Raw genomic sequence first — 26,248 nt, forward strand, 5'->3', positions numbered from 1 at the left:
ACATTAATCAAACTTATTATTAAAACTCTAATACTGAAAATACAAATTCTATTAGAACAGTTTTTATTAAAAATAAACATCGCATACTTCTTTCTGAGATATAAAATCAATCTCATTAATACAGCAATAAAGTCGTCAGAAGTACTGTGTTCTAATAGTTAAATCTAATTGCTAGATTTTACATTTAAAGAAGAATATCAATAGGAATTTTCAATGAAACATGTAATTTTTGAATTTCTAATTTGGTAAATTCACTATGATTATTCAACTTACGATTAGTTGTTGATAAGGACCGACCAATTACTGTTGCCACTAACTGCTGTTTAATATGATTAGCCTTTAAATAAGCTAAAAGTTTGCTTGTTTCTGCCATTTTTAACTCCTTTCTCAAATTTATAAGATCTAATGATATTAAAAGCAATATAACACGTTAATTATAAAAATAAAATTTGCAATGCCTGGCCATATAACAACTAAGCTATATATAGCATAGTTTGAATAAGAACTATCAATTCTAGATTCAAAAATTTCTAACTATTCTAGTTATTAATATCGCTTTTATAACAGCATTCATTTATCATAATCAACCATATTTATTATTAATAATTACTTGTCTAGTTAGTGCAAACAACAAAAAACTATGCTCTTTAACTTTTTTTAAATTTCAAAGCTTAAAACGGCTCAATTGCGTAATATATATCTTATTTGGGATGTTTAAAACATTATGAGAAATAATTAATGCTAAAGATAATAAACCCTCAATAATAAAATTATTTTAATTATGTATGCAGATTGTTTCGCCAATCAGACCTGAATTTCAGCTTCATAACCAACATTTTAAAATGATAAAGTCGTTAACTATAATCTAATTATTTTTTAATTTTTTATTTACTTTTAAAGTTATTTATTATAGACTTAATTCAATTATAATTAGAAAGGAAGTGCTTTCAGTGCAGTTTAAAAAATTATTTGTTGCTAGTGTGACCGCGTTACTTAGTGCTAGTGTTTTGGTAGGTTGTAGTTCATCCACCTCTAAATCACAAGTTCCAAAAGACACAATTCGTATTTCTGAAAAAGATGTTATTTCAACAATGGATCCATCTATGAATACTGATGTGATTGGTGCGCAAAATTTAAATAATACCATGGAAGGATTGTATCGTTATCATGGAAAAGAATTACAACCGGCAATAGCTACTAACATTGTTAAACCCACAAACAATGGACTAACATATACATTTAAATTGCGGAAAAATGCTAGATGGAGTAATGGTGATCCAGTCACTGCAGATGATTTTGTTTTTGCCTGGAGACGCACTGTTGATCCCAAAACAAAGTCCGCTTCTTCTTACCTTTTTGAAGGTATCACTAATGCCAAAGATATTACCTCTGGTGTTAAAGCTGCTAACACCTTAGGAGTCAAAGCATTAGATAAACATACCTTTCAAGTAAATTTAGAAAAACCAATTCCTTATTTAAGTGCTTTGATGACTTCACCAACTTTTTTTCCACAAAATCAAAAAATTGTAAAAAAATGGGGCCAAAAATTTGGTACCAATTCTAAAACTTTAGTATCCAATGGTCCTTATAAATTAGTTAATTAGAACGGTACTAATAATAGTTGGACTGAAGTTAAAAATGACAAATATTGGAATGCTAAAAACGTTCAAGTTCGAAAAATCCAATATCAAGTTGTTAAAGATTCATCAACTGCACTAAATCTCTATCAGTCTAATAAATTAGATCGAGTACTATTAACTGGAGATATTTCTAAGCAAATGCGAGGCAACAAACATTATAGTGTTATCAAACAAAATTCAACATATTATATTGAATTAAACCAAAAAAGACATAGTTTCTTTAAAAATCAAAAAATAAGACATGCCCTTTCTTTAGCAATTAATCGAAAACAATTAACTCAAAAAATTGTTGGAAGTGGTACAGTCGCAACTAATACATTTAACGCATCTAATATGGCTTTTGATCCTAAAGATAAAAATAAAGACTTTACTGCCGAAACAAATAAAACGGCAAAAGCTACTGCAACTTATAATTTAACTAAGGCTAAACAATTATGGAAAGAAGGATTAAAAGAAACTGGTCAAAATAATAAGCAATTACACTTCACACTTTTAGGAGACGATTTAGAAATCTCTAAACAACAAGACGAATTTATACAAAATCAATTAGAAAAATTACCTGGATTAAAGGTATCTCTGAGTAATATTCCTTTTAAGAGTCGCATTGCACGTGCTCAAAGTGGCAATTTTGACATGGTAGTTACAGCTTGGAGCGCAGATTTCCCTGACCCAATCAACTTTCTAACTTTATTTACTACCAATTCTAGTTATAATGATGGCAAATGGTCAAATGCAGAATATGATAGATTTGTAAATAAAGCCTTAAATGAAGACGCCAATACACCCTCAGCTCGTTGGGAGGATATGAAAGCTGCTCAAAACGTTGCAAATGAACAAGTAGCTGCTATTCCGCTTTATCAAAATGGACAATCATTTATGACGCATCCTAGAGTAAAGGGAGTTGACTTTGGACCTTCGGGTGACTATAACATGGTATCAATTAGGATAAAATAATAAAAAGCCAATTAGACTGAGCTAGCCTAATTGGTTTTTTACTTTCAATATAATTAAACAAAAAGTTAACCTTGCTTTAGAATCATGATGATAATAATAACTTTATGAAGAAAACTCAATCTTAATTAAATAGTAATCTACACTAACCAAGATTATAAAAAAGTTGCATAAATACTGTGAATGCATTATACATATAATTAGAACTTTAGGAGATGAAAAAATGGATTCATTAACAGCAAAAATTTTACAAAATAAGATTCCCACTTCAGCCACAATTATACCTAAGCATTTAAGACAAAAATATGTGCCTCATGGTTTTAAAGACTCTAACAATCAAGCCAAGATTTTAATTGTTGCTGGCGAACCGCGTAAGTACAGTATGACTTATGATTTAATTTATACAGCTATGCAATTTTTAGAAGCTCATGATTGCGTAGTTGAGCTTAGAGATTTATATGATTTAGGATTTGATCCTGTTTTGCGTCCTGAAGAATTTTATTATGTTAAGGATGGTTTGGGACATAAACCGCATTATTTAGCTAAAGAACAAGATCTAGTACAGCAAGCTCAAACTATTATCTTTGCTTATCCTAACTGGCATGATGCCCCAGTAGCGATTGTCAAAGGCTATATCGAAAAGGTCTTCGCAAATAGTTTTGCTTATAAAAATACTAGTCACGGGCCCGTTGGTTTACTACAAGGACGCCAACTTTATACCATTATGAATTGTGGATATCTTGGCGGTGGTCAAGGATATCTGGGTGATGGTATCGGGCAAAACGATGCTACTTGGGATCAATATATGACAGCTTTTAAAGTTTTTGATGATGATACGGCGAAATTCTGGGGGATGAAAAATGCTGGACGCTTTGTTAATGACCAAAGTCCACATAACTTTGTTCCCAATTATGAAGTTAAATTAGAACAAATTCGGCAAGCTCTCCGGGAACATTTACAACGCGATTTATTTAGTTAGTGGTTGCTTGCCCAGTATGATAATTAATTTTTACTCCTGCTTGAGTATTGAAAGTCCAAACATTTATTTGTAAAGCCTGCGGATCATGAACTGATTGCGCTAATACATGCACTCCACGGGGCACCAATTCATTGTCTGCATAAACAGGAATAGCTTGATAAAATATTACTTCTTGTTGATGTGTCTTTAAGAAGTTGCGGACACGCGTTTCCGAATAGGCCATTCCCCCAGGATTATTTTGATTATTAGTCCCTACATTTTGTGCTCGCGTTCCTAAAACCACATTATTGGTTTTCATAGTACCACCTAAAGACCAAGCTAGTAAATGACTTTTATTATATAAATAGCCACGATATGAACTTAATTGGACCATTTTATTATTGGATTGGTGTCCATACCATTGCTGTTGTTGAGCATTATATTGACCGTCCAAGTATTCACCTGAAATACGCGTTGAAGATGGAAAAGGCGGTCTTTTCATTACTTTACCTGAATGTTTGACAACATCACGATATCGTACAAAACTGGTAACTGCTTGTGTTCGCCCTAATTGGTCTAAGTTATTATACAGTGTATCTTGTTGATCATTGGATTGATTAAGATAAGCCTGTAAATTATTTCCCGAGCGCATTACTTGCAACCGTTTTTGTGCTGCTTGTGAAAATTCCGGCTGGTTATTATTGATAATAGCATAATTTTGCGGATATTTATGTGCATCAAATTGTAAATTGATTAATTCTTGATTATCACTACTGTTAATCTTGACTTTATTATTTTGAATTAGTGAGTTGGAATTTAAATGTTGCATACTATCAACAAAATTAGTAACATGGCCAGCTTTACCACCACCAAACAAGGCCAAAATAACTAATAGTACTAACCAAATCCAATATGATGTTGAAGATTGCGATTTGCGTGACTTTTTTTGCGCCATAACATGCTCCTTTTGTAGTAAAGAGGGTTGGAACATTAATTGCTCCAACCCTTTTTGATATTTAAGTTATCAGCTAATTCAAATTACCAAAACTAAATTAAATAAGCAAATATTTATAATAATTAATGCGACCGTTCTGCAAAATAGCCGACAACAGCTACTACAATAATGGCCCCAATAACAGACGGAATGACTGCCATTCCAGCTAATTGTGGACCCCAATGACCCAAAAGAGCCTCACCAATAACTGAACCAACTAAGCCAGAAACAATATTACCAACCCAGCCCATTCCTTTCTTAGTTAAGGCACCAGCAATTGCGCCAATAATCGCTCCGACAATCAAAACCCATAACCAATGCATAATATAGTTCCTCCTCTACTATCATTGATTTTAGCTTCTCCATAACAATTTTGCAATTATTGATTTTTATTCTAAACATAATCCCTGTTGATGTAATACCGCCAAAATTTGATCCCGCTTGGCCAAGCTAGTCGTTAGCTTTTGTGCGATTTGGTGTGTAAATGTATCAACACGCCGATTAGTATCACGCAAATCATAATATTGATGAATCTGATCATCGTAATCAGCCAAATCAGCCAATTCGTAGTGATAATCATATTGATTTTCAAAAGCTCGGAATTTCAATGGCAGTCGTGGCTTTAATTGTGGTTGTTGATCCGGGACTCCCACTTGTAATCCTAACAAAGGAAAAGTCATTTTTGGTAAATTTAATAATTTAATCATCTTTTGAGCATCATTTTGAATGCTGCCTAAAAACACACAGCCCAATCCCATGCTTTCAGCCGCTGTGGTCACATTTTGCGCTGTCAAAACAGTATCTTCCATTGCTTGTAAAAATACGTCCATTGCATGTAAGCGACCGTCAGTTTCTCCTTTTTGATGACGAATTTGTTGATTACGATAAAGATCAATTACAAAAATAAATAAATCTCCATTAGCTCCGACATAAGATTGAGTGGTAATATCGCGGATTTGTGAGCGGATTTGTGCATCGGTCACATGGATAACTGAACATTGCTGTAAAAAAGTTGAAGTGGCAGCTTGACGAGCTACTTCCATCAAGGTATTTAATTGCTCTGTCGTTAAAGTTTGCGGTTTAAAAGCTCTAATAGTCCGACGATTTAGTAATAATTCTAAAGTTGGGTTTTCCAATGAAGATTCCTCCTAGTTTTTTGAAGATGATAGAACAGCAGTTAACGCAGGTGCCGTCTGCTGTAATAATTGCCGCGCAAAGTTTAAATTTTTTAACCAACTAGAAATTTGATTTTTACGCAGTAACAATGGCATACGATTATGAACCGTCGCTACCGATTCGTTGGGAGTTGTGGTAATAATAATTCCTCGGGGACGATGCTCAAAATAATCATAGAATCCTGCTAAATATAAAGGCTGTGTTTGCTGGGAATAATTAAACCAATATTTTTCTTTTTGCTTATTCCATTCAAAAAATCCCGTTGTTGGATAAACGGCTCGTTGCAATTGAAAAGGTCTGGCAAACATTGGCTTTTGCTCCAGCGTTTCGGCACGAGCATTAATAATAGATTGCCCATTCTTAAAACCAGGAAATCCCCAAGTCATCGTAGTTACGCTAACTTTTTCCTGTTGATTAATCACCACAGCTGTTAAATCAGTGGGAAACACTTCTCCTGTTTTAGGTGGTGTTCCTCCTTGGCAAGCTAATTCGTAAATTTTTTGCATTTCTGGACTAGCTTGAGGTTCAAACATATACCGACCGCACATTTAATCATCTCCAATAATACAACTAAATATAATACTACATTTTTTTATGCTGGTGGTTATTGCTGTTTGTTGACTACATCTTGTACTTAGTTTATACATAACACATATATCTAGTGTTTTAAAGTCTTTTTTTTAAAAAATTTGCTAGTAGAATGAATTAGCGAAAATAAATTATTTAGGGGGACTTATCTTGCAAGGTGCAAATGAGAATTATTTTAAGTGGTTATTTAAACAACTGAAAGGTTGGCCACAACAAAACTATTATCTGTTTTGGTTTTCTTTAGGTTGTCAAATTATGACTTTGGTTGACCATCCAATTACACCAGTAGCGATTATCACTTTTATTGGTACTACTTTAGGTGTTTTATGCGTACTAGCAATTAATGCTACAAAGGCAGTCAATGGCTGGTTAGGTTTATTAAGTGCTGCTTGTTTTATTTACGTCGGTTTTGAAGCTAAAAATTATCTTTCCATGTTCGAACAATTAGCTTATGTTTTAACATTAGATATTCCCATTTTAATTAGCGTGCGGACTTGGAATGACGATACTAAAAATCATCTCAAAAAATTCTCATCCAAAGAATGGATTATCTCTATCATCTTTACGCTTGTAGTTTGGGCACTAAGTGCTTATCTGATTGGACATCTAACCAATGATCCACGACCAATTTATGATGGTATGGCATTTGCTATCAGTTTAACTGGTGGTATTGTTTGCTTCTTGCGTTATAATAATCAATACTTCTGGTGGTTAACTTCTGGAATCGCACAATTGATTCTGTGGGCTATTACCTTTAAACAAGGAGACGCTAGCCTAGGAATGGCTATTAACTCCAGTGTCTACGTCGTGAATGATATCTTGGCATTTACAGTTAGTCCTTGGTTTAATACCGGACGGCGTCGTCTAGGTTTGAAAGAAATCAAATAATCTTGAAAAAAACGAGCACAGACCAAACTTTATCTGTGCTCGTTTTTTGACTACTTAAATTAATTATTTTTCTGAGCAAATTTATTAATAAAGATTACAATCAAAATAGCAATTAAAATATATAAAGCCCCACTTGGTCCTACGGAGCTAAGTCCTACATTAGCTACTAAAAAACTCCCAGTAGCTGAACCCACAGCAATCCCAAAATTAGAAAAAATCGAATTAATGGAGGATGCTAGTAAAATTGATTGTGGATAATCTTGTTGCGCAATATCCAAATAAAAGATAGCAATTGGCGAACTCACTAGATACATGGCTATTCCAATTAACAAAATCACTCCCACACTGAGCCAGCGCCATACTAATAAAAAGGGAAATACTAATAATATTACTATCAAAACTCCGTAAATTTTAGACATATAAGTTAAGCCATCCCGTTCGGCCAGCCAACCACTAATTTGATTACTAATAATTGAAGTAATCCCATATAAAAATAAGATAATTGTGATGCTATTGGCGTTAAAGTGAAGTTGTGACGATAAAATGGGCCGCAAATAAGTATACAGCGGATAAAAGCCTGCAAGATTAAACAAGGGCAAAAACATCCCTACTAAAATCCGGCGATCGGTAAAGATTTTTAATTGTTGCTTCATTTTACTGCTCGGCGGCACAATATCATTAGGTAGTGCTAATAACATAATAACCAAAGCCAATATACTAACTACTACAATCACACCAAAAGCTGCTTGCCACTTCCAGTGAATACTGATCCATGTTCCTAAAGGTACCCCTAAGACAGAAGCAATGCTGAAGCCAGAATAAATACCAGCAATTAAACGTGGGCGCTTAGCTGGAGTGGCAATTGCATTAGCAAAAGTCATAGCAATAGAGACAATTACTCCCGATACTAAAGCTGTTATAATTCGCGAAATTGCTAACCAAAAAAAATTATTGGCTACTGCACTCATTACATTACCTGCAATAAAAATCAACATTAAAATTGTCATGGAATAATACAAATTATATCGACCAATTGCCGTAGCAATAATCGGTGTACTTACAGCATAAACCAGCGCAAAAATTGTTACTAAATATCCTACAGCGGCCACAGATGTATGTAAATCACGTGCAATATCATTTAAGACACCAACTATAACAAATTCACTACAGCCTAGAATAAAACCTGTCATTACCAAAACAAAAACTTGCATCTTAAAATTGTTTAGCTTTTTCATGAGCAGCTCTCCTTCTTTACAAAATCAAACTCAAACATCGTATCACAGGAATAACAATATTGTAAATATGCATTTGCATATAAAAAGGCTTCTTTGGAAATTATCCAAAGAAGCCTTTAGCTGTTTTTAATTTAACAATTATTTACTGTTTAATAAAAATTATTCAGCAACAACGTTAACTGCTTGTGGTCCACGATCACTTTCTTCAACATCAAAAGTAACATGTTGACCATCGTTCAAAGTCTTGTAACCATCACTTTGGATAGCAGAAAAATGAACGAATAAATCGTCACCGTTATCGCGTGTAATAAAACCATAACCCTTGTCACCATTAAACCATTTAACTGTTCCTTGTTCCATATGAATGAAACCTCCTGCGCTGTGCGCAACATTTTTTTGCATTAAAGTCGAGCTAGAAAATCATCATTCATAAAAGAACAAAAAATTTTAACCGAAACATTAACCCAATAAGTACATATTACAACCATTAGTTGAGAAAAGCAAGACAAAAATATAAAAAAGCCAACGTTTACCGTTAGCTATACTTAAATTATTAAAGCACCCGCACACCAAATGATGGCATGAAGTAACTAGAAATTGTGTGAACATCAACATTTTGACCAGGTTTAGGTGCATCGATATACTGGTTATTACCTACATATAAAGCTACATGATAAGTAGAACCATGTGAACCCCAGAACACTAAATCTCCTGGCTTCATATCATTAATAGCAACACTCTGACCAGCGCCTTCTTGTGCTACAGTATAGCCACCGATTTCTTTACCTAAAGCTTGTTGATATACATAATGCATTAAACCAGAGCAATCAAAAGCGCTTGGTCCTTTAGCACCCCAAGAATATGGCTTGCCTATTTGAGCTTTAGCAGTATCAATTAATTTTTGTGCTTGTGCATTTGTGTCAACTACATCACTGCTCTTAATCCATGCACTGCTAGCCAAATTATACCAAACCTGACCTTTAGCATCTGTTGCAACACTAACAACAGACCAAGCTGTATTATCAGCAACATTTTGACCAGTTGCAGCAGCATTATCGTCTGGGCTAACCCGTAAAGCAACTTGACCACCGTTAGCATTAACAGTTACTGCTTGTCCTGCAACAGCAGCCTGCACTTCTTGAGTATGATTGCTGGAATTAAAAGCACCCAAAGCTGAAATTCCGATAACACTAGCTGCGATGAAACTGGTAATTTGCTTTTTAGAAACCATAAAAAATATTTTCCTCCATATAAATAGAAATATTATTATTCTCTTAATTGTTTTATTTTAAATTTGATTTTAACTATTGTTCATGAGCTCTTTGAAAAACTCTCGAACAACTCAACAAAGAGAAGAATACACTACTTATATTGCAAGAATGTTACAAGAGAAAGAATAAAGCATTACAAATCATTACAAAACCCAATTATTCGTCATTTTTTATGATGAGAAATAGTTTTTAGTCTTTGTATCAATTGATCTAAGCGCTTTTGTGTCTGCAGCCAGTTATCATTATTAATGACATAGGCTTGATTTTTCAAGTCTGGAGGCAAATGTAAATCCCGCTGAAATTCTGGACTGTTTAAGCGTTGCTTAAGGGCTTGTTGATCATCAGAACGAAGTTGAAGACGCTGGTATAACTCCTTTATATCCATTGTCAAAAAAATTATAACTGTCTCTTTAGGATAGTGTTGTTTATAGGTAATAGCCCCTGCTGTATCTAAGACAATACTGACCCAATCATTTTTAGCCCAACTTTTGTTTAGTCCTTCAACAGAAGAACCATAAAGATAACCGGCATACTGAACTTGTTCTAAATAATTGTTCTGAGCAAAACTAGTTGGTGTTTCAAAATAATAATCTACTCCATCTACTTCACCCAGACGCTGAGGGCGCGTTGTATGTGTAATTATGGCCGGTATATGATGTTTTTGCAGTAAATAACGGCTTACTGTAGTTTTACCGACGCCACTGGCTCCAGTTAAAATAAATAATTTTTTCATCTAAGTACTCCTAAATAATTGTCAAATTGGAAATTATATTCTATTATAAATAGAAGTTTGTACAAAGGAAGGTCAGATAATGAAGATTTCTGCAATTAATGTTGGTGATAAGCTTCAAGGTAAAGTTCAAGAAGACATGGAACATCCTTTTATCGGTACAGTTGAAAAAGTATATAGTAATTCTGCATTATTGACAATTGATGATTATGATCCAAAAGATAGTGACAATGTAGCGGAATTGAATCACAAAATTATCGTTAACGTAAACTCACTTAAAAAGCTTAAAGACAACAATACTCCAGATAAAAGTACCACAACCAAATAGTAGCAATATTTTCCTTAAAAAGAGCGTTAAGATTATATTTGTCTTAACGCTCTTTTAGTATGCGTATAAAAATTACTTGATGATATTAACAAAGGTACTTGAAGGTACGCGGATTAAAGAATAATCTGTAGCTACATTACCCGCATGTAACCCCAAACCATTGGTAACATTATTTTTATAACGAGCTATCATTGTCATTACGTATGCATACTGATACTTCTTATCGTACTTTTCTGTATGCGGCCAAGGGTAATTCTTAGCATTTAAACTAATCGGTTGATGGCCGTCAGAGATTGAAGCATTGTTTCCAGGGACAGTGAAGCGCGCTCCTTTTACCCAGTAAGTGTAATATTGCATAATGTTTTTCCCTTGGGCTTCTTTGGCTTGTACATAAAATCCCTGAGCGTCTTTAGTTTGCATAACTAAGGGCTTAACTTCATAAGTTAAGTAAACTCGTTGGGTATCTTTGACACTAACTTTATTTAAAAAGGTCAGATAAAACATCGTTCCAATTGCCAGTAAGATGGCTCCAACTTCTATAATATCTAACAAACTATTAGACAAAGAATGACGCTTTTTGTGCACAACAATCATTTTTAAATGGCGCTTACGAATGTTAAAAATAACCGCAACAATCGCAACGATAATTATCAGCCACACGGCCAGTCCTAAAAGATTCCAATTTAAATGCATTATCCATACTCTCCAGTTTATAAAATGATTTAATTTGTGACTTAATTATAGCTCAATCACTAGTTGCTTATCCATGATAAATAATTTTAAAAATTTTTTTCCATTCAAACCGCGTTCTCATCACTACCAGCAAACACATGATACAGTGTTCACTAACTAAGACAACACTATATATTGTATTTGTCTTCTAGAGAAGCTATAATAATTACAGTTTAAGGGAGGCTTTATTATGAAAAATCCAATTACAGTTTTTACTAAAAATGGTTGTATCCAATGTAAAATGACCAAAAGATTTTTAAACGAACATAACGTTCATTTTGAAGAACGCAATATTAATAATCAACCCCAATATCTTGATTATCTTAAGCAACAAGGATTTCAAAGTGTGCCTGTAGTAATGGCTGCTGATAACAATCCAATTGTTGGTTTTCGTCCTGACGAGTTAAAGGAGCTCACACATTAAAATGAAAATTGCTTTTTATTCAATTACTGGACAAACACGACGCTTTATTCAAAAAACTGGTCTGAAAGCCTATGAAATCAATGATGCTGATCCTGATCATGAAATGGGTGCACCTTATATTTTAGTAGTACCTGCCTATGATGATGATATGATGGATGCAGTGATTGATTTTTTAGGTTATCAATCTAACACACGTAACTTAGTTGGTGTTGCAGGTGGCGGCAATCGTAACTTTAACGAACTATATATTCATACTGCTAAAGATATTGCTCATGGCTTGCAGGTACCAGTTGTTTTTGATTTTGAATTTAATGGTACTGACAATGATGTCAAAAATTTCCAGAAAGTAGTTGAAGAATTTGAGTCTAAACAATCTCGACATATCCAAAGTCACATACTTTAAGTTAAATAATGAATTAAATATTCCAGTGGATGGCCACATTCCTCTTAATCGCGATCAAGCTGCTTTAGCAGCTTTTTTTGAGGAAAACGTTGAGCCCAACACTAAAATCGCTGATAATCTTCAAGAGCATTTACAAAATTTAATTGCCAAAGATTATTTAGAATCGGACTTTTTAAAAGAATATCCTTTCGACTTCATCCAGTCATTATATGATTTTCTCAAAGCCCAAAATTTCCGTTTCAAATCTTTCATGGCTGCTTATAAATTTTACAACCAGTATGCCATGAAAACTAGTGATGGCAGTTATTATTTGGAAAATTACGAACTGCGCGTTTTGTTTAATGCCCTATACTTTGCTGGTGGTGATCAACAATTAGCACAACAATTAGCAGATGAAATGATTCATCAACGGTATCAACCTGCTACACCCTCATTTTTAAATGCTGGTAAAAAACGACGCGGCGAATTTGTATCCTGCTTTTTAATCCAAATCACCGATGACATGAACTCTATCGGTCGTGCCATCAATAGTGCTTTACAATTGTCGCGGATTGGTGGCGGAGTAGGCTTAACTTTATCTAATTTGCGTGAAGCGGGCTCTCCTATCAAAGGAATCAAGGGCGCATCAAGTGGTGTCTTACCTGTTATGAAATTACTAGAAGACAGTTTCAGTTACAGTAATCAACTAGGGCAACGTCAAGGTGCTGGGGCGGTTTATTTAAACGTCTTTCATCCTGATATCATGGACTTTTTATCTGCTAAAAAAGAAAATGCTGACGAAAAGATTCGGGTGAAAACCCTTTCTCTAGGTGTTATTGTCCCTGACAAATTTTACGAATTAGTCAAACAAGATGCTGAAATGTATTTATTCAGTCCTTACGATGTTGAGCGGATTTATGGTGTACCCTTCTCTTATGTGGATATTACCAAAGAATATGACCAAATGGTTGCTAATCCCAATATTACCAAATATCCAATTAAAGCTCGGGACGTCGAATTAGAAATCAGTAAATTACAGCAAGAATCAGGTTATCCTTATATTTTAAACATTGATACTGTTAATCGCACCAATCCAATTGCTGGTAAAGTTATTATGAGTAATCTTTGTTCAGAAATACAACAAGTTCAAGTACCATCTGAATTAAATGATCGGCAAGAATATCTCAAAATGGGAACTGATGTCAGCTGTAATCTCGGTTCAACTAATATTCCTAACTTAATGGCAAGTCCTAATTTTGGTGATTCTGTCCGCACAATGACAAGAGCTTTAACGTTTGTCTCAGATCACTCTAATATTGAGGCTGTGCCTACTATCAAAAAAGGTAATCAATTAAGTCATGCAATTGGTTTAGGTGCTATGGGCTTACACACTTATTTAGCTATTAACCATATTGAATATGGCTCGCCGGCAGCTTTGGAATTTACGAGCGTTTATTTCATGTTGCTTAATTATTGGACCTTGGTAGAAAGTAATAACATTGCTCGAGAACGGCAAGAAACTTTTGCGAATTTTGACAAATCTAAGTATGCTGACGGTTCTTACTTTTTCCAATATCGTCATCATGATTTTCGTCCGCAAAATCAACAAGTCCAAAAACTATTTCATAATATCTTTATTCCGAGCCCTGAAGATTGGCAAAAACTTCAAAAAAAGATTCAACAAGATGGTTTGTACAATGCTTACCGCTTAGCTGTGGCTCCTACAGGTTCGATTTCTTACATTGATGACACAAGTGCAAGTTTGCAGCCGATTACCTGGTTAGTTGAAGAACGCCAAGAAAAGAAAAACGGTAAACTCTATTATCCAGCTCCGCATTTAAGCAATAATACTATTTCTTATTACAAATCTGCTTATGATACAGACATGCGCCAAGTGATTGATACTTATGCTGCTGCACAACGACACGTTGATCAGGGCATGAGCTTAACTTTATTTGTACGTTCTTCCATACCTGAAGGGCTTTACGAGTGGAAAACTCCGGAAGAAGAGGGGAAGCAGACAACACGTGATTTGACGATTTTACGCAATTATGCTTATTATAAGGGTATCAAATCACTTTATTACGTCCGTACTTTTACTGATGATAGTGGTGAAATTGGTGTTAATGAATGCGAAAGTTGTACAATTTAAAGGAGTACAAAATGGTTGAAACATATTATAAAGCAATTAATTGGAATGAAATTGAAGATCAAATCGATAAAGCTACCTGGGAGAAGTTAACCGAACAATTCTGGCTAGATACTCGTATTCCTCTTTCTAATGATCGTGATGATTGGCGGACATTATCCGAAGTCGAACATACTTTAGTCGGACATGTTTTTGGCGGCTTAACTTTGTTAGATACCTTACAATCTCAAGATGGAATTGACCAATTACGTAAAGACATTCGTACTCAAGAAGAAACGGCTGTTTTTAATAATATTCAATTTATGGAATCTGTCCATGCTAAAAGTTACTCTTCAATTTTCAGCACTTTAAATACTGCCGAAGAAATTGACGAAATTTTTGATTGGACCAATCATAATCAATATTTGCAACATAAAGCAGAAGTTATTAATGACATTTATCAAAATGGCAAACCTTTAGAAAAAAAGGTGGCATCTGTCTTTTTAGAAACCTTTTTATTCTATTCTGGATTTTATACACCTCTTTATTACCTGGGAAATAATAAATTAACCAATGTCGCAGAAATTATCAAACTAATTATTCGTGACGAGTCGGTTCACGGCACATATATCGGTTATAAATTCCAACTCGGTTTTAACGAACTGGATAAAGACGAGCAGCAAAAATTACAAGATTGGATGTATGATTTACTCTATAGGCTTTATGACAATGAAGAAAAATATACGTCTGTCTTGTATGATGAAATTGGCTGGACAGATGAAGTGAATAACTTTCTTCGTTATAACGCCAATAAAGCTTTGATGAACTTAGGCCAAAACCCATTATTTGCTGATGGTAATGCAGAAAACGTCAATCCAATTGTGATGAACGGATTGTCTACTGGTACCAATAACCACGACTTCTTCTCTCAAGTTGGTAATGGTTACTTATTAGGTAAAGTCTCTGCTATGAAAGATTCCGATTATAATATTGGCTTAGATGATAAGTAGTTACAATTTTAAAAATCCGTCCAGACACATAATTGTTTGGACGGATTTTTTCTATGCCAGCTCTTTTGATATTTCCATAAATAACCTATAAAGCCTAGATTTAGTAGGTTAATCGCAATCTCAGTTAAGTTAATTATTTGGTTGTTGCCATAATATGGTGAAGCCTGATAACCAATAGAAATAATATTAATAACTAATAAAAAAATAACCAACCATTTCTTCATTAAGAACGCCTCACAATCAGGAAATTAAAATATATTAAACAATCTTATACTCTCAATGTCAATATAAGATATATGCTAATTCAAGAACACCAGCTCACATTTGCCTATTAAAACAGCATTTACAAAAAGGCCGCATCTTGCTATCAATGATACTAAAAAACCGGAACAAATTTTTGCTCCGGTATTTTTCATAACTACATAATTAACGCGGGCAATTTACCCAAATCCGGCACTTGATAGGTACATAAATTCGATTCGGGTGTAGCTTCTTGCTTTAGATTTAACCAGCAGCTATCAATCCCAAAATTATGCGCTCCTAAGACATCTTCTCCATAAGTATCGCCTACCATGAGAACTTTTTGCTTGTCTGCAACGCCAATTTCTTGCAAAATTTTCGCAAAAAATTCAGGCTTCGGCTTTAAGGTTTGGACGCTTTCAGAAGTAAAAACTTTTTGTAAATATGGTGCTAATGGTGAGCCTTGAACTCGAGTTGCTTGTGTTTTTTGTTTACCATTAGAGGCCGTATACAAATCTAAGGACTGACTCAACTTTTGACAACATTCTAAAGCGCCCTTAGTAGGTGTACTTTCATGTTGTTGCATCTCTTGAAAGCGAACATCTAACTCAGCTGCTGACACGCCACAATCTTGAATAAAGGGCAAATCAAAGCGATTATCAAAAACAGCTTCTGTACTGATTTCATCATTTTCTGCTTGGGCCCATAAACGATGATTATTATCAATAAAATCTTGATAATTTTGATCTGTTGCTTGAACACCTACCTCATTTAATAGCCAGCCAAACATTTTACGCCAAGTCCCATCACTTTCTAATGTCAATAAAGTATCATCAATATCAAATAAAACTATCTCATATTTCATTATTTAACCCTCCTATTTAATCATCCCTGTTAAATGCCATAAAGGCACACTTAACTCAAATATCACCACACAAACAACAATATACATCCAAGAGAACTTTTGAATATCTTGATATTCTACTAAAGATCTATCTGTTGCTGCTTGAGCAGCATCAAATCCCATCTGATTGTATGAAGTATGCCAAGTTTGTGAAATGACCAAAGTAATAAATAAAATAATAAAAGCATTAATTCCTACTTCGGCACATGATTCAGCAAAAAGAGCATAAAAGATACTCATGCATGCAACTTCAGAAACCACAAAAGTACGAACCAACACAACTAATAAACAAAGAACCGGAATAAATATATAAATATTATTCACTACTGGTCCTAATATTGGCGCCATTTTATTAGCTAACCAAGTGTCGATATGCAAATCGGTTAATAACTGCGCCGTTTCCATAAAGCCAGTAATTAAAATAACCATATCCCAACTAATTTTGGATTTAAATTCTTTTGTCGATAATGTTCCCTGAGTTAAAAAGGCACACAAAGCTACCACACCTACCAAATAAGAAGGAACATTAAATATTGGTCCAAATATCCAGAAAAATAAAGCAATAATCAAAACCCACATGGTAAATTTTTCATTTTTGGACATCGGTTCTGTCTTAGTTGTTGTGGTGGTAGTTTTTTGTGGTTGATGATTTTTATCACCCTTAAACATTTGTAATAAAATCAAATAAAATACCAGTGCAACTAATAATAACCATACAAAAGAATTAGCCAAATAACTACCAAAATTAAGTTTTTGTTTTTCTAACATTCCCACAATTATCGCTGCTGAAGTCCCACCAGTACTAAAAGCGATTCCAAAAACATACCCTGACAAATACATTGCAATATATAATGCCACAGCTTCTTTGGAAGATTTTGCATATCCATGCTGCTGGGCAATTACTACTGCAAACGAAGCTAATAGGGTCATTTTAGCAGTCACACTCGGAATTAAAGGACTTAAGATTAAACCCGAGATAAAAATCGCCGTTACCTGTCCTACTATCGTATCTGGAAAAATAGAAAACAACTTGTTGGTTAAGCGATTTAATAAGCCTGAATTAATTACTCCGGCTGAAAATCCAAAAATACCAATTAAATTCCAAAAAGACGTATCACCAAACAAACTAAAAACTTCACGAAAACTGCCAACACCTACTACGACCATCAACATTAAGCCTAAAATAATTACGACATAGTCAGCAACTATATGAATCATCATAAAAATAATAATTAACAAAAATACCCCGAGATAATTCATTGCTGGTCGCGTTAATCCTGGAAAAGGAGGAATTACAAAGAATAAGCAAGAGAGTGCTGCTAAAACAAACTTAAAAATCAGCTTTAGCTGACTTTTTTTATCAAACTGTATAGTTTCGATTTTTATCGACTCCTTAATTAAACTATAACGCTATCATAACATTACATCTTGTAGAAAAAAAGTTTCACTTATTAAAAAGTATTTAAAAAATAATTTTAGTCTTTCATAAACAAAAAGCCGTAAAGCTAGCTTTACGGTTTATAAATTACATGGAAAACTTTAATAAAATTGGTAAATGATCCTGTCTTTCTCCAGTCGCTAAGGGCTCGGAAATTTCAATTTTATCAGCTAAACGGTTTGAAACTAACCAATAGTCAATGCGCCAACCAGAATTGTTTTGCTTACTGGTTCGTACTCGTTGGGGAAACCAAGTGTAAACACTTCGTTGTTCTTGATAAAATCCTTGAGCTTGGGGATATAAATACCGAAAACTATCAGTAAAACCTGCTGCCAACAATTGTGAAAATTTTTTCCGTTCTTCGTCTGTAAATCCAGAAGAATGATGGTTATTTTGTGGATGAGCTAGGTCAATTTCTTCATGAGCAACATTGAAATCTCCACAAGCTAAGACCGGCTTTTGCTGATCTAATTGAGTCAAGTACTGTCGATAACAATCATCCCATTCTTGCCGTAAGGCTAAACGATTAAGATCTTGTCCTGCATTAGGGGTATAAACAGTCGTGACAAAAAATTCCGGAAATTCGAGTGTAATCATCCGTCCTTCATCATCTGTTGGTTCAGGAGCTCCAATATGTGGGAAAGTGACTTGTGGCTGAGGCAAAGACTTGAGATATAACATCATAGTTCCTGCATAACCTTTACGAGCTGGTGGTTCAGATATCCGATATTCTACCGCATAATTTGGAAAATAATCCGTTAAGAGTTGTAATAGCTTTTTCACTTTATTTTGATCAGCAGATAATTTAGTTTCTTGAATAGCTAAAACTGTAGGGTGTAGCTGAACAATTTTTTGCAAAACTGCTCGAGTCAAGTCACTCCGAGGACTTTTTCCAGTTAAAGCTGCATTCAAGGAGTCAATATTCCAACTAATAAATTGATATTCCATTATTTACCACCTTTCATTTGCCAATCCAATAACCAGCAATCATGGCTCCTACTAAAATGATTAAGACAAAAACGGTAATATAAACATATAAATAATCTTGTTCCTTAAAAAAAGCATAAATAGAAACTATAACCCGTAACACTGGAGTTAATATCAACAAAAAGACACCTAACATTAAAATAGCATCGGGTTTAAATTGTACTAAACCGCGACCAATTGCAGCAAAAGTAGTAGGAAAATGGCTGCCATAACCGCCATCACCCTTAATTAATAACAGCACCATGCCAACAATCATTACTGTTACTGAAATAATAACACCAACACGCAAAATCTTACCGATAATTAATTCAATTTCATTCATTTCTTGTTTGTTCATGTTAAATATTCACCCCAAATCCCTTTAAAAGCATCTGCAAACCCAAATACAACAGAATTGGAATAAAGATAATTCGAATTACTTTTGGTTGTAAATGCTGCATAATACGACTACCTACTACTGCACCAAACACAACGCCAACAGCCAAAGGCACTGCAATATGTGGAACAATCGTCCCATTAAAGAAATATACCGTTGCACTGGCCGCAGCAGTTACCCCCATCATTAAGTTACTCGTGGCACTTGAAGGTTTCAGGGGCATTTTCATAATATTATCCATAGCAATCACTTTAAAAGCCCCACTACCAATACCTAATAAGCCACTAGCTAAACCTGCAATAAGCATCATCAAAAAGCCACCAGGAACATTTTTGACCTGATATTCGACTTCTTCTTTTGTCGCCTTATCATAGTAACTACCGTCTAAACGTAATTTTTGAGCTAAATAATCTGGATGAACATTCTCAGTAGTATCAGTTTTGGTTTTACCGCGTAATTTTTTAATCATGGTATAGCTAGAATTTAAAACTAATAATCCAAATAAAATATACAAAATTGATTTTGGAATTACTCCATTTAAAGCTGCTCCACTGACAGCACCAATGGTTGTCGCAATTTCTAGGAACATCGCCACACGTAAATTAAGCATTTCATCCTTTAAAAAAGAAATCGTCGCCCCCGAACTAGTAGCAATTACAACAATAATACTAGCGCCAATGGCATATTTGATATCCAAACCCATTGCCACTGTTAAAATCGGGGTGACAATCATGCCGCCACCAATTCCTAAAATTGCACCTAAAATTCCGGCTAATAAGCCTGTAATCAACATTAACAAAAGACTATTAGTAGCAATCATTTATCTTTGTCTTCTTTCTTTAGAGATTGATTATCATAATTTTCTAATGCTTGCTGAAGATTATCGTGAACCATCTCAACAATAACATCAATTTGCTCTGTTAGTTTACTAGGATCAGCAGCCACTTGATCAATGCGCAGTTTCGAAACATTAATTTGTTCACTCACAGTGACTAAATAAATTTTAACAGTTTTGGTTTCTTCTTTATCAAAAAAATGACTAATTTTTTGATAATCTTGAAATGGTAAGTTAATAATACCGCTTTGTAGTGCAAACTCAATGGCAAAAGGTAATCCGGTTACTGCTAACTGTCCCTGAGCCAAGTAGCCACTATCAACAGCGTCTTGCACTTGTAGACACAGCTGATTAACAGCAGTCTTAATCTTGGATTTGGCTAAGCGTCTTGTTAATTGGATTGAAGTGGTAAAATTTTGATAAGATTTTTGAGCAATCTTATCTTGATATTGTGCCGCTGTAATTTCCATTTTATAACCTCACATTTATAATCTTGAGACCATGATACTCTAGCTAGAGGTTGGTTTCAAATTACCTATTATACTAATTTTATGATAATATTTTCTTGAAGATATATAAGGGGATGAAAAAATGGACAGTAATATTGCTGCTAAAATAGCTGCAACTCCGATTGTTGACCAATTGAAGGACTATCAACCTTTATTTTGGAAGAATCCCAATTATGGTCAAGCAGATTCAGACTTACCTTTCAGCAAAGAATATATTTTTGATGCTGTTGCTCGTTGGGAGCGATTTGCTCCTTATTTGGCAGTGGCGTTTCCTGAAACCAAGGCTATGCATGGCATTATCGAATCACCACTAACTCCAATTGAACACATGCAAAAGGCTTGGTCCAAATATAATAATTACGATTTACCAGGTACTCTCTATATCAAACAAGATAACGCCTTACCGATTTCTGGCTCAATCAAGTCGCGTGGTGGCATCTACGAAGTCTTAAAATTTGCTGAAAAGGTGGCAATGACTGATGGTGATTTAACTTATATGGATGATTATTCTGTTTTAGCTACACCTCGTTATCAAAAAATCTTTTCTAAATATGGAATCACTGCTGGTTCTACGGGCAATTTAGGCTTAAGCATTGGTATTGCTGCGGCAACTTTTGGGTTCAAAACTACTATTCACATGTCGCATGATGCACGTACTTGGAAAAAAGAAAAACTGCGCGCTAATGGTGTCCAAGTTATTGAACACGATGGCGATTGCAACTTTGCAGTAGCTCAAGCTCGCCAACAAGCTTCCAATGATCCTTATACGTATTTTATTGACGATGAGGGTTCTAAAGATTTATTCCTTGGTTATGCTGTCGCTGCTGTGCGTCTACAAAAACAGTTAGTCCAACAACATATTCGTGTTGATCAAGATCATCCTATTTTCGTTTATCTGCCTGCTGGTGTCGGTGGCAGCCCGGGTGGTGTTACTTTTGGTTTGAAAGAAATTATTGGTTCCGATATCCATGGTATCTTTGCCGAGCCAACTCACATTCCTTCAGTTACTTTAGGAATGGCAACTGGTTTGAATCATGACATTTCAGTATACGATATTGGGATTGATGGTAATACTCAAGCTGATGGTCTAGCCGTCAGTCGTCCTTCCGTTTTGGCTGGACGTATCATGAAAACTTTTTTACGTGGTTGTGCAACTTTTAATGATTCGGAAATTTTAAAATATGTAACTTTACTAGCTGATAGTGAAAATATTAAAATTGAGCCTTCAGCTGCGGCTGGCTTTGCTATTATAAAAGAAACTGTTTCTGCTCTCCAAGACGATTATAATTTTGCCAATGCTACTCATATTGTTTGGTCAACTGGTGGTAATATGGTCCCAGTCGCTGATATGCAAAAATTTTATCAAATGGGAAAAGAACTCTTAAATTAAATATTAATAATAATTTTATGAGAAGATGATAATATTTATCATCTTCTTGTTTTTTCCTTTATTTAGATTGTTTATCATCAATATTATCCAGATGTGATTTTTGTTAATTTTAATTTTGTGATAGAATTAAGGTTCTATATATTGTTGATACCAAATTAGATGAGGAGTTGTTAATATTGGCAGAAAAAAAGTCCTTATCACGTTCTCTTTCCGCCCGCCATGTTAGTATGATTGCTATTGGTGGGACCATCGGTACCGGGCTATTTCTAGGTTCGGGAGAATCAATTCATAAGGCTGGTCCATTTATTTTAGTTATTTATTTAATTACAGGTTTCTTTGTATTTTTAATGATGCGAGCCTTAGGTGAATTATTACTTTCTGATACAGATACAATTATTTTTGTTGATTTTATCAAAAAATATTTAGGCGAACGCACTGGCTTTATTATGGGCTGGACTTATTGGTTAGGCTGGTTAGTAATCGCGATGTCAGAATTGACAGCTGTCGGAACTTATATGCAATTTTGGTTTCCCCATGTTCCTGCTTGGATTTGGGAGTTATTGTTTTTAGGATTGCTGTATCTCATTAACATTGTAGCCGTTTCGGCTTTTGGTGAAACTGAATTTTGGTTTGCTTTAATCAAAATAATTGCTATCTTAGCAATTATTGCCACTGCTGTAATAATGCTGTTGTTCCATGTGCATACAAGCCAAGGTGCAGTCCGATTATCCAATTTATGGCGCTTTGGCGTTTCCTCTGGTAATAATTGGCAAATTATTGCTGCTTTTCAAATGGCATTCTTTTCCTTTTTAGGGGTTGAATTTGTGGGTGTTTCCGCTGCGGAAACTAAAGATCCTTTGACCAATATTCCTCACTCTATTAATTCTGTGATTATGCGAATTTTGATTTTCTATATTGGCGCTTTAATGGCCATTATGGTTATTCAACCTTGGACAGATTACAATGCTGGTAAATCACCTTTTGTACAAGTCTTTGCCGGCATTGGTATTAAGGCAGCTGCAGGTATTATTAATTTTGTCGTATTGACAGCAGCGGCGTCTTCATTGAATAGTTCTCTGTTCACAACCGGGAGAATGTTATTCTCCCTTTCCAAACCGAAGAGCTACTTTGCTCAATTAAATAAGCAAGCCATCCCTATGCGTTCAATTACTTTATCTACCTGTATCGTTGCTTTAGTGGTCTTTATTAATTATCTATTTCCTGAAGGTGCCTTCAAACTTATTACCTCGGTAGCTTCTGCGGCTTTTCTAATTATTTATATGTTTTTAATGATTACTCATATTAAGTATCGCCAATCGATCGATTATCAACAGAGTAAGCAACTATTTAAATTACCTGGTGCACCCTACACAGATTATTTAACGATTATTTTTATGGCTATCATTTTTCTAATATTATTATTTAATCCCGAAACAACTATTACGACTATTATCACCATTGTTTGGTTCGTAATTATTTCTCTTTTGAGTTATAGCCAAGTAAAATCTTAGTAAAACTCTTAGATTGCATATTGATACAAATATGTCATCTAAGAGTTTTTTCTTGGTTGTATTCGTAAGCAAACAAATTGTAATCGCTTTCTATAAGTTATAAAATCTATATAGAAACATAAATATATAGGAGGTATCAATGATGAAAGCAGTTAGAATTTATGGTAAAGAAGATATCAGAGTTGAAGATGTTCCAATCAGTGATCCAAAACCAGATCAGATTCAAATAAAAGTTAAATACTGTGGTATTTGCGGCAGTGACTTACACGCCTATACTGATGGCTTCGGCTTACCAATGCACAAACATCCCATTACTGGCAGAGAAGTTCCGATTACTTTAGGACACGAATTTTCTGGTGAAGTTGTTAAATTAGGCAGTGAGATTACTGATTTTCAAATTGGCGATGCTGTAGCCATTGAACCATTAATTGCTTGTGGACACTGTGCTAATTGTCGTGCTGGTAACTATAATTTATGCTTAAATATGCATGCCGAAGATGGTGGCAATTTCTTAGGCTATTCTGATGACGGTGGGATGGCTGAATATGTTAATGCTCAAGCAAGCTTTGCTTATAAATTACCTAAAGGTATGAACTATGAATTAGGTGCATTAACTGAACCAACGGCAGTTGCTTATGAAGCTATCAAAAAGAGTGGTTTAATTGCTGGTCAAACTGTTGCTGTTATGGGTGCTGGTCCTATTGGCTTATTAACTGCTTTATTAGCTAAAACTATGAATGCCTCTCAAGTATACATTTCGGATCTTTCTGAAGAACGTTTGGCTAAAGCTCAAGAATTAGGTCTAACAACTCTTAATCCTTCACAAGTAGATGTTAACGACGAAATTAGAAAAGATTTACCAAATGGTGTAGATATTACTTTTGAATGCGCTGGTGCTCAGCCAACCTTGAATACAGCTCTCCAAATTACTCGGCGTGGAGGTATTGTTCAAATTGTGGCTATTTTTGGTAAACCCGTAACAATTGATTTAAGTGCTGCTACTATGCAAGGATACAATATCAATACAGTTTTGGCATATAATAACTCTTTTCCTCTAGTAATGGGGATGATTAATAATCATCAAGACTTATTCAAAAAATTAATCACTAATAAATTAGGATTTAACCAAGCCATAGAAGGAATTAAATCTTTGGCTACTGATAAGTCACAAGTTAAAATTATGATTTCACCAGAACTTTAGAATATCAAATAAGCTTATCAATTTTGTAACTTTCGTTGATAAGCTTATTTTTTTGACTTATTTTTAGATAAAATGCTAAGATTATTTCAATTCCATTTAAGGAGGTTAAAAATGAAAGGATACCTTTATTTAACAGTGGCTATTATTGGTGAAATTGTTGGCACCAACTTTTTAAAAGCTACTAATAATTTTCACTCTCTCATACCATCTTTAGTCTGTATTTGTTCTTATTGTGTTTGTTTTTATTCATTAACATTAGCCTTGGATTCAATACCATTAAATATTGCTTACGCCTTGTGGGGAGCAATTGGTATTACCTTAATTACTGCTACTTCGTATTTTATTTGGAAAGAACCTTTGAATGTTCCTACTTTAATCGGTTTAATCCTAATTATTCTGGGAACCGTTCTAGTAGAATTCTATCATTCATAAAGGAAAGCTGAGACTAAAAATCGTCCCAGCTCCTATAATACATATTATTTTTGATAGGGTGCTGACTGTGCTAATTCATCAATTTTATCATAAAATGCATCCGCGTTTACTTGAGTTACAAAATCAACCACCCGGCCTTTTTCATTATCAATATATGTGCGGCCCGCACCAGGACCTTGTGTCAAAACGGCAGTCTTGACTAACTTCGATTCTACTAATTCAGGATAATTGCTGACTAAAGTTGTTAAAACATCCCATAAGTAATAAGTTGAATTAGCCTCAAAAGAATGAACTAATGAATAGCCCTGCCCAATTAAATCTAAAGCCGGATATTGCCGCTGACTGGCCCAGCGCCAACGTAATTCTGGAGTCAATGGTACTTGATTAGTACTATCTAAAGCAACCAATGTAATATCTAAGTCAGATTGCCAAACAGTTTGCACTGCTTCTGGATCCCAATATGCGTTCCATTCCATAGTGCCATCTTGTTGAGGTTCAGCTACATTGCCTTGACCATTGAGCGCACCACCCATCCAATACAGCCGCTCAATATTGGCCGCAATTTCTGGTTTAATTGCTAAAGCCCGTGCCAAATCAGTCAATGGTCCAGTCATTACTAAAGTGACTTTTGTTGCTGATTGCATAATTTTATCAATCATATCTAAATGTGCTGGCTTCTCCATTAAGGGCGTGTTAATAGTTCTTTTTTCATTTAAAATTGGAAAATCATCAAAAGAAAAAGCACTCAAACGCCACTCTTTTGGAAATTGGTGAATCGCACGTGAATTAGATTTAGCAACTGTTGTTTGACAATCTGCACCACCAAAGACATCAATAATCTTACGAGAAGCTGAAGTTGCAGGATCTACATAACCATCCGCATCAGTAACTCCCACACCTAGAAGATTAACATCCGGCATTGGTAACAATAATAATAAAGAAACCAAATCATCAACATTTCCATCATGATTAAAATAAAAATTGCGCATC

At 34.6% G+C, this 26,248-nt stretch carries 29 protein-coding genes and 1 pseudogene; 12 read left to right on the top strand and 18 right to left on the bottom strand.

The window, feature by feature from the left end:
- Positions 1–184: 184 nt before the first annotated feature.
- Positions 185–373, bottom strand: coding sequence for a helix-turn-helix domain-containing protein (locus tag DS830_RS06465; RefSeq protein WP_118900515.1), 189 nt, complete (start codon positions 371–373; stop codon positions 185–187).
- Between the two features lie 577 nt (positions 374–950).
- On the opposite strand from DS830_RS06465, the pseudogene DS830_RS06470 reads away from it, so the two are divergent.
- Both DS830_RS06470 and DS830_RS06475 read left to right on the top strand, forming a co-directional pair.
- A pseudogene (locus tag DS830_RS06470) lies at positions 951–2,594 on the top strand (peptide ABC transporter substrate-binding protein).
- A 220-nt stretch (positions 2,595–2,814) separates the two neighbouring features.
- A complete protein-coding gene (locus DS830_RS06475) occupies positions 2,815–3,570 on the top strand; it encodes an NAD(P)H-dependent oxidoreductase (protein WP_118908709.1) in 756 nt (251 codons plus the stop codon).
- On the opposite strand, the gene DS830_RS06480 is transcribed toward DS830_RS06475, so the two are convergent.
- The 4 genes from DS830_RS06480 to DS830_RS06495 all read right to left on the bottom strand — a co-directional run bounded on the left by DS830_RS06480 (position 3,563) and on the right by DS830_RS06495 (position 6,267).
- Positions 3,563–4,504: a DNA/RNA non-specific endonuclease gene (locus DS830_RS06480; RefSeq protein ID WP_162887540.1), complete on the bottom strand. Its 942-nt coding sequence runs from the start codon at positions 4,502–4,504 to the stop codon at positions 3,563–3,565. The genes DS830_RS06475 and DS830_RS06480 overlap by 8 nt on opposite strands.
- A gap of 122 nt (positions 4,505–4,626) precedes the next feature.
- Positions 4,627–4,866: a GlsB/YeaQ/YmgE family stress response membrane protein gene (locus DS830_RS06485; RefSeq protein WP_118900510.1), complete on the bottom strand. Its 240-nt coding sequence runs from the start codon at positions 4,864–4,866 to the stop codon at positions 4,627–4,629.
- 66 nt (positions 4,867–4,932) lie between these two features.
- Positions 4,933–5,679, bottom strand: coding sequence for an NADPH-dependent oxidoreductase (locus DS830_RS06490; protein ID WP_118908710.1), 747 nt, complete (start codon positions 5,677–5,679; stop codon positions 4,933–4,935).
- Between the two features lie 12 nt (positions 5,680–5,691).
- Positions 5,692–6,267 carry an SOS response-associated peptidase gene (locus DS830_RS06495; RefSeq protein ID WP_118908711.1) on the bottom strand — a complete coding sequence of 192 codons (576 nt, stop codon included), beginning with the start codon at positions 6,265–6,267 and terminating at the stop codon, positions 5,692–5,694.
- A gap of 190 nt (positions 6,268–6,457) precedes the next feature.
- On the opposite strand from DS830_RS06495, the gene pnuC reads away from it, so the two are divergent.
- Positions 6,458–7,195: a nicotinamide riboside transporter PnuC gene (pnuC, locus tag DS830_RS06500; protein WP_118900504.1), complete on the top strand. Its 738-nt coding sequence runs from the start codon at positions 6,458–6,460 to the stop codon at positions 7,193–7,195.
- Positions 7,196–7,254: 59 nt separating this feature from the next.
- Here pnuC and DS830_RS06505 read toward each other — a convergent pair whose 3' ends face one another.
- The 4 genes from DS830_RS06505 to DS830_RS06520 form a co-directional block, all read right to left on the bottom strand.
- Positions 7,255–8,430, bottom strand: a complete 1,176-nt coding sequence (locus tag DS830_RS06505) for an MFS transporter (RefSeq protein ID WP_240366794.1) — start codon at positions 8,428–8,430, stop codon at positions 7,255–7,257.
- A gap of 159 nt (positions 8,431–8,589) precedes the next feature.
- Positions 8,590–8,790 (bottom strand): cold-shock protein, encoded by a 201-nt coding sequence (locus DS830_RS06510; protein ID WP_118900502.1) that lies wholly within the window; start codon positions 8,788–8,790, stop codon positions 8,590–8,592.
- Positions 8,791–8,983: 193 nt separating this feature from the next.
- Positions 8,984–9,661 carry a C40 family peptidase gene (locus DS830_RS06515; protein WP_118900501.1) on the bottom strand — a complete coding sequence of 226 codons (678 nt, stop codon included), beginning with the start codon at positions 9,659–9,661 and terminating at the stop codon, positions 8,984–8,986.
- A 203-nt stretch (positions 9,662–9,864) separates the two neighbouring features.
- On the bottom strand, positions 9,865–10,434 hold the full coding sequence (locus tag DS830_RS06520) for a guanylate kinase (RefSeq protein ID WP_118900499.1): 570 nt from the start codon (positions 10,432–10,434) through the stop codon (positions 9,865–9,867).
- A 79-nt stretch (positions 10,435–10,513) separates the two neighbouring features.
- On the opposite strand from DS830_RS06520, the gene DS830_RS06525 reads away from it, so the two are divergent.
- Entirely contained in the window at positions 10,514–10,759 is a 246-nt protein-coding gene (locus DS830_RS06525; protein WP_118908712.1) for a DUF2187 domain-containing protein, read from the top strand.
- Positions 10,760–10,831: 72 nt separating this feature from the next.
- Here the strand turns inward: DS830_RS06525 and DS830_RS06530 are convergent, their stop codons facing one another.
- Positions 10,832–11,452 (bottom strand): LVIS_2131 family protein, encoded by a 621-nt coding sequence (locus tag DS830_RS06530; RefSeq protein WP_118908713.1) that lies wholly within the window; start codon positions 11,450–11,452, stop codon positions 10,832–10,834.
- Between the two features lie 229 nt (positions 11,453–11,681).
- Here DS830_RS06530 and nrdH point away from each other — a divergent pair, with 229 nt between their 5' ends.
- Genes nrdH through nrdF form a run of 4 tightly spaced genes read left to right on the top strand, consistent with a single transcriptional unit; the run spans position 11,682 to position 15,435 of the window.
- Positions 11,682–11,915 (top strand): glutaredoxin-like protein NrdH, encoded by a 234-nt coding sequence (nrdH, locus tag DS830_RS06535; protein WP_118900493.1) that lies wholly within the window; start codon positions 11,682–11,684, stop codon positions 11,913–11,915.
- Between the two features lies 1 nt (position 11,916).
- Positions 11,917–12,318: a class Ib ribonucleoside-diphosphate reductase assembly flavoprotein NrdI gene (gene nrdI / locus DS830_RS06540; protein ID WP_118908714.1), complete on the top strand. Its 402-nt coding sequence runs from the start codon at positions 11,917–11,919 to the stop codon at positions 12,316–12,318.
- Entirely contained in the window at positions 12,275–14,449 is a 2,175-nt protein-coding gene (nrdE, locus tag DS830_RS06545; protein ID WP_118908715.1) for a class 1b ribonucleoside-diphosphate reductase subunit alpha, read from the top strand. The genes nrdI and nrdE overlap by 44 nt, the downstream gene beginning before the upstream one ends.
- 11 nt (positions 14,450–14,460) lie before the next feature.
- Positions 14,461–15,435 (top strand): class 1b ribonucleoside-diphosphate reductase subunit beta, encoded by a 975-nt coding sequence (nrdF, locus tag DS830_RS06550; RefSeq protein ID WP_118908716.1) that lies wholly within the window; start codon positions 14,461–14,463, stop codon positions 15,433–15,435.
- A gap of 8 nt (positions 15,436–15,443) precedes the next feature.
- Here the strand turns inward: nrdF and DS830_RS06555 are convergent, their stop codons facing one another.
- The 7 genes from DS830_RS06555 to DS830_RS06585 form a co-directional block, all read right to left on the bottom strand.
- On the bottom strand, positions 15,444–15,659 hold the full coding sequence (locus tag DS830_RS06555; RefSeq protein ID WP_118908717.1) for a hypothetical protein: 216 nt from the start codon (positions 15,657–15,659) through the stop codon (positions 15,444–15,446).
- 194 nt (positions 15,660–15,853) lie between these two features.
- Positions 15,854–16,540 carry an HAD family hydrolase gene (locus tag DS830_RS06560; RefSeq protein WP_118908718.1) on the bottom strand — a complete coding sequence of 229 codons (687 nt, stop codon included), beginning with the start codon at positions 16,538–16,540 and terminating at the stop codon, positions 15,854–15,856.
- A gap of 12 nt (positions 16,541–16,552) precedes the next feature.
- Positions 16,553–17,977: an SLC13 family permease gene (locus tag DS830_RS06565; RefSeq protein ID WP_118908719.1), complete on the bottom strand. Its 1,425-nt coding sequence runs from the start codon at positions 17,975–17,977 to the stop codon at positions 16,553–16,555.
- Between the two features lie 127 nt (positions 17,978–18,104).
- Complete coding sequence (locus DS830_RS06570; RefSeq protein ID WP_118908720.1) at positions 18,105–18,965, bottom strand: exodeoxyribonuclease III; 861 nt, start codon at positions 18,963–18,965, stop codon at positions 18,105–18,107.
- 13 nt (positions 18,966–18,978) lie between these two features.
- On the bottom strand, positions 18,979–19,341 hold the full coding sequence (locus DS830_RS06575; RefSeq protein WP_118900480.1) for a DUF1634 domain-containing protein: 363 nt from the start codon (positions 19,339–19,341) through the stop codon (positions 18,979–18,981).
- 1 nt (position 19,342) lies between these two features.
- A complete protein-coding gene (locus DS830_RS06580; RefSeq protein ID WP_118900478.1) occupies positions 19,343–20,200 on the bottom strand; it encodes a sulfite exporter TauE/SafE family protein in 858 nt (285 codons plus the stop codon).
- Positions 20,197–20,685 (bottom strand): hypothetical protein, encoded by a 489-nt coding sequence (locus DS830_RS06585; RefSeq protein WP_118900476.1) that lies wholly within the window; start codon positions 20,683–20,685, stop codon positions 20,197–20,199. Before DS830_RS06585 ends, DS830_RS06580 begins: the two co-directional genes overlap by 4 nt.
- Positions 20,686–20,806: 121 nt before the next feature.
- Between DS830_RS06585 and DS830_RS06590 the strand changes: the two genes are divergently transcribed.
- The 4 genes from DS830_RS06590 to DS830_RS06605 all read left to right on the top strand — a co-directional run bounded on the left by DS830_RS06590 (position 20,807) and on the right by DS830_RS06605 (position 25,258).
- Positions 20,807–22,114 carry a D-serine ammonia-lyase gene (locus DS830_RS06590; protein WP_118908721.1) on the top strand — a complete coding sequence of 436 codons (1,308 nt, stop codon included), beginning with the start codon at positions 20,807–20,809 and terminating at the stop codon, positions 22,112–22,114.
- Positions 22,115–22,290: 176 nt separating this feature from the next.
- On the top strand, positions 22,291–23,625 hold the full coding sequence (locus tag DS830_RS06595) for an amino acid permease (RefSeq protein ID WP_118900469.1): 1,335 nt from the start codon (positions 22,291–22,293) through the stop codon (positions 23,623–23,625).
- 142 nt (positions 23,626–23,767) lie between these two features.
- Entirely contained in the window at positions 23,768–24,826 is a 1,059-nt protein-coding gene (locus DS830_RS06600) for a 2,3-butanediol dehydrogenase (protein ID WP_118908722.1), read from the top strand.
- 111 nt (positions 24,827–24,937) lie between these two features.
- A complete protein-coding gene (locus DS830_RS06605; RefSeq protein ID WP_118908723.1) occupies positions 24,938–25,258 on the top strand; it encodes a DMT family transporter in 321 nt (106 codons plus the stop codon).
- A 44-nt stretch (positions 25,259–25,302) separates the two neighbouring features.
- Here the strand turns inward: DS830_RS06605 and DS830_RS06610 are convergent, their stop codons facing one another.
- The gene (locus tag DS830_RS06610) at positions 25,303–26,247 is read right to left on the bottom strand and encodes a nucleoside hydrolase (RefSeq protein WP_118908724.1); all 945 of its coding nucleotides are present in this window, start codon (positions 26,245–26,247) and stop codon (positions 25,303–25,305) included.
- Between the last annotated feature and the right edge of the window lies 1 nt (position 26,248).

This window comes from Bombilactobacillus bombi (assembly GCF_003522965.1).
GTDB classification, from domain to species: Bacteria; Bacillota; Bacilli; order Lactobacillales; family Lactobacillaceae; genus Bombilactobacillus; species Bombilactobacillus bombi.

What these genes read in the sequence shown, in the direction of transcription:
- DS830_RS06600 (WP_118908722.1), top strand. Translation starts at nt 23,768, where the DNA reads ATGAAAGCAGTTAGAATTTATGGTAAAGAAGATATCAGAGTTGAAGAT.
- DS830_RS06465 (WP_118900515.1), bottom strand. Translation starts at nt 373, where the DNA reads ATGGCAGAAACAAGCAAACTTTTAGCTTATTTAAAGGCTAATCATATT.
- nrdI (WP_118908714.1), top strand. Translation starts at nt 11,917, where the DNA reads ATGAAAATTGCTTTTTATTCAATTACTGGACAAACACGACGCTTTATT.
- DS830_RS06520 (WP_118900499.1), bottom strand. Translation starts at nt 10,434, where the DNA reads ATGAAAAAATTATTTATTTTAACTGGAGCCAGTGGCGTCGGTAAAACT.
- DS830_RS06575 (WP_118900480.1), bottom strand. Translation starts at nt 19,341, where the DNA reads ATGAACAAACAAGAAATGAATGAAATTGAATTAATTATCGGTAAGATT.
- DS830_RS06605 (WP_118908723.1), top strand. Translation starts at nt 24,938, where the DNA reads ATGAAAGGATACCTTTATTTAACAGTGGCTATTATTGGTGAAATTGTT.
- DS830_RS06480 (WP_162887540.1), bottom strand. Translation starts at nt 4,504, where the DNA reads ATGGCGCAAAAAAAGTCACGCAAATCGCAATCTTCAACATCATATTGG.
- DS830_RS06580 (WP_118900478.1), bottom strand. Translation starts at nt 20,200, where the DNA reads ATGATTGCTACTAATAGTCTTTTGTTAATGTTGATTACAGGCTTATTA.
- DS830_RS06530 (WP_118908713.1), bottom strand. Translation starts at nt 11,452, where the DNA reads ATGCATTTAAATTGGAATCTTTTAGGACTGGCCGTGTGGCTGATAATT.
- DS830_RS06555 (WP_118908717.1), bottom strand. Translation starts at nt 15,659, where the DNA reads ATGAAGAAATGGTTGGTTATTTTTTTATTAGTTATTAATATTATTTCT.
- DS830_RS06525 (WP_118908712.1), top strand. Translation starts at nt 10,514, where the DNA reads ATGAAGATTTCTGCAATTAATGTTGGTGATAAGCTTCAAGGTAAAGTT.
- DS830_RS06585 (WP_118900476.1), bottom strand. Translation starts at nt 20,685, where the DNA reads ATGGAAATTACAGCGGCACAATATCAAGATAAGATTGCTCAAAAATCT.
- DS830_RS06515 (WP_118900501.1), bottom strand. Translation starts at nt 9,661, where the DNA reads ATGGTTTCTAAAAAGCAAATTACCAGTTTCATCGCAGCTAGTGTTATC.
- DS830_RS06510 (WP_118900502.1), bottom strand. Translation starts at nt 8,790, where the DNA reads ATGGAACAAGGAACAGTTAAATGGTTTAATGGTGACAAGGGTTATGGT.
- DS830_RS06485 (WP_118900510.1), bottom strand. Translation starts at nt 4,866, where the DNA reads ATGCATTGGTTATGGGTTTTGATTGTCGGAGCGATTATTGGCGCAATT.
- DS830_RS06610 (WP_118908724.1), bottom strand. Translation starts at nt 26,247, where the DNA reads ATGCGCAATTTTTATTTTAATCATGATGGAAATGTTGATGATTTGGTT.
- DS830_RS06590 (WP_118908721.1), top strand. Translation starts at nt 20,807, where the DNA reads ATGGACAGTAATATTGCTGCTAAAATAGCTGCAACTCCGATTGTTGAC.
- DS830_RS06475 (WP_118908709.1), top strand. Translation starts at nt 2,815, where the DNA reads ATGGATTCATTAACAGCAAAAATTTTACAAAATAAGATTCCCACTTCA.
- DS830_RS06495 (WP_118908711.1), bottom strand. Translation starts at nt 6,267, where the DNA reads ATGTGCGGTCGGTATATGTTTGAACCTCAAGCTAGTCCAGAAATGCAA.
- nrdF (WP_118908716.1), top strand. Translation starts at nt 14,461, where the DNA reads ATGGTTGAAACATATTATAAAGCAATTAATTGGAATGAAATTGAAGAT.
- DS830_RS06560 (WP_118908718.1), bottom strand. Translation starts at nt 16,540, where the DNA reads ATGAAATATGAGATAGTTTTATTTGATATTGATGATACTTTATTGACA.
- DS830_RS06505 (WP_240366794.1), bottom strand. Translation starts at nt 8,430, where the DNA reads ATGAAAAAGCTAAACAATTTTAAGATGCAAGTTTTTGTTTTGGTAATG.
- DS830_RS06570 (WP_118908720.1), bottom strand. Translation starts at nt 18,965, where the DNA reads ATGGAATATCAATTTATTAGTTGGAATATTGACTCCTTGAATGCAGCT.
- nrdH (WP_118900493.1), top strand. Translation starts at nt 11,682, where the DNA reads ATGAAAAATCCAATTACAGTTTTTACTAAAAATGGTTGTATCCAATGT.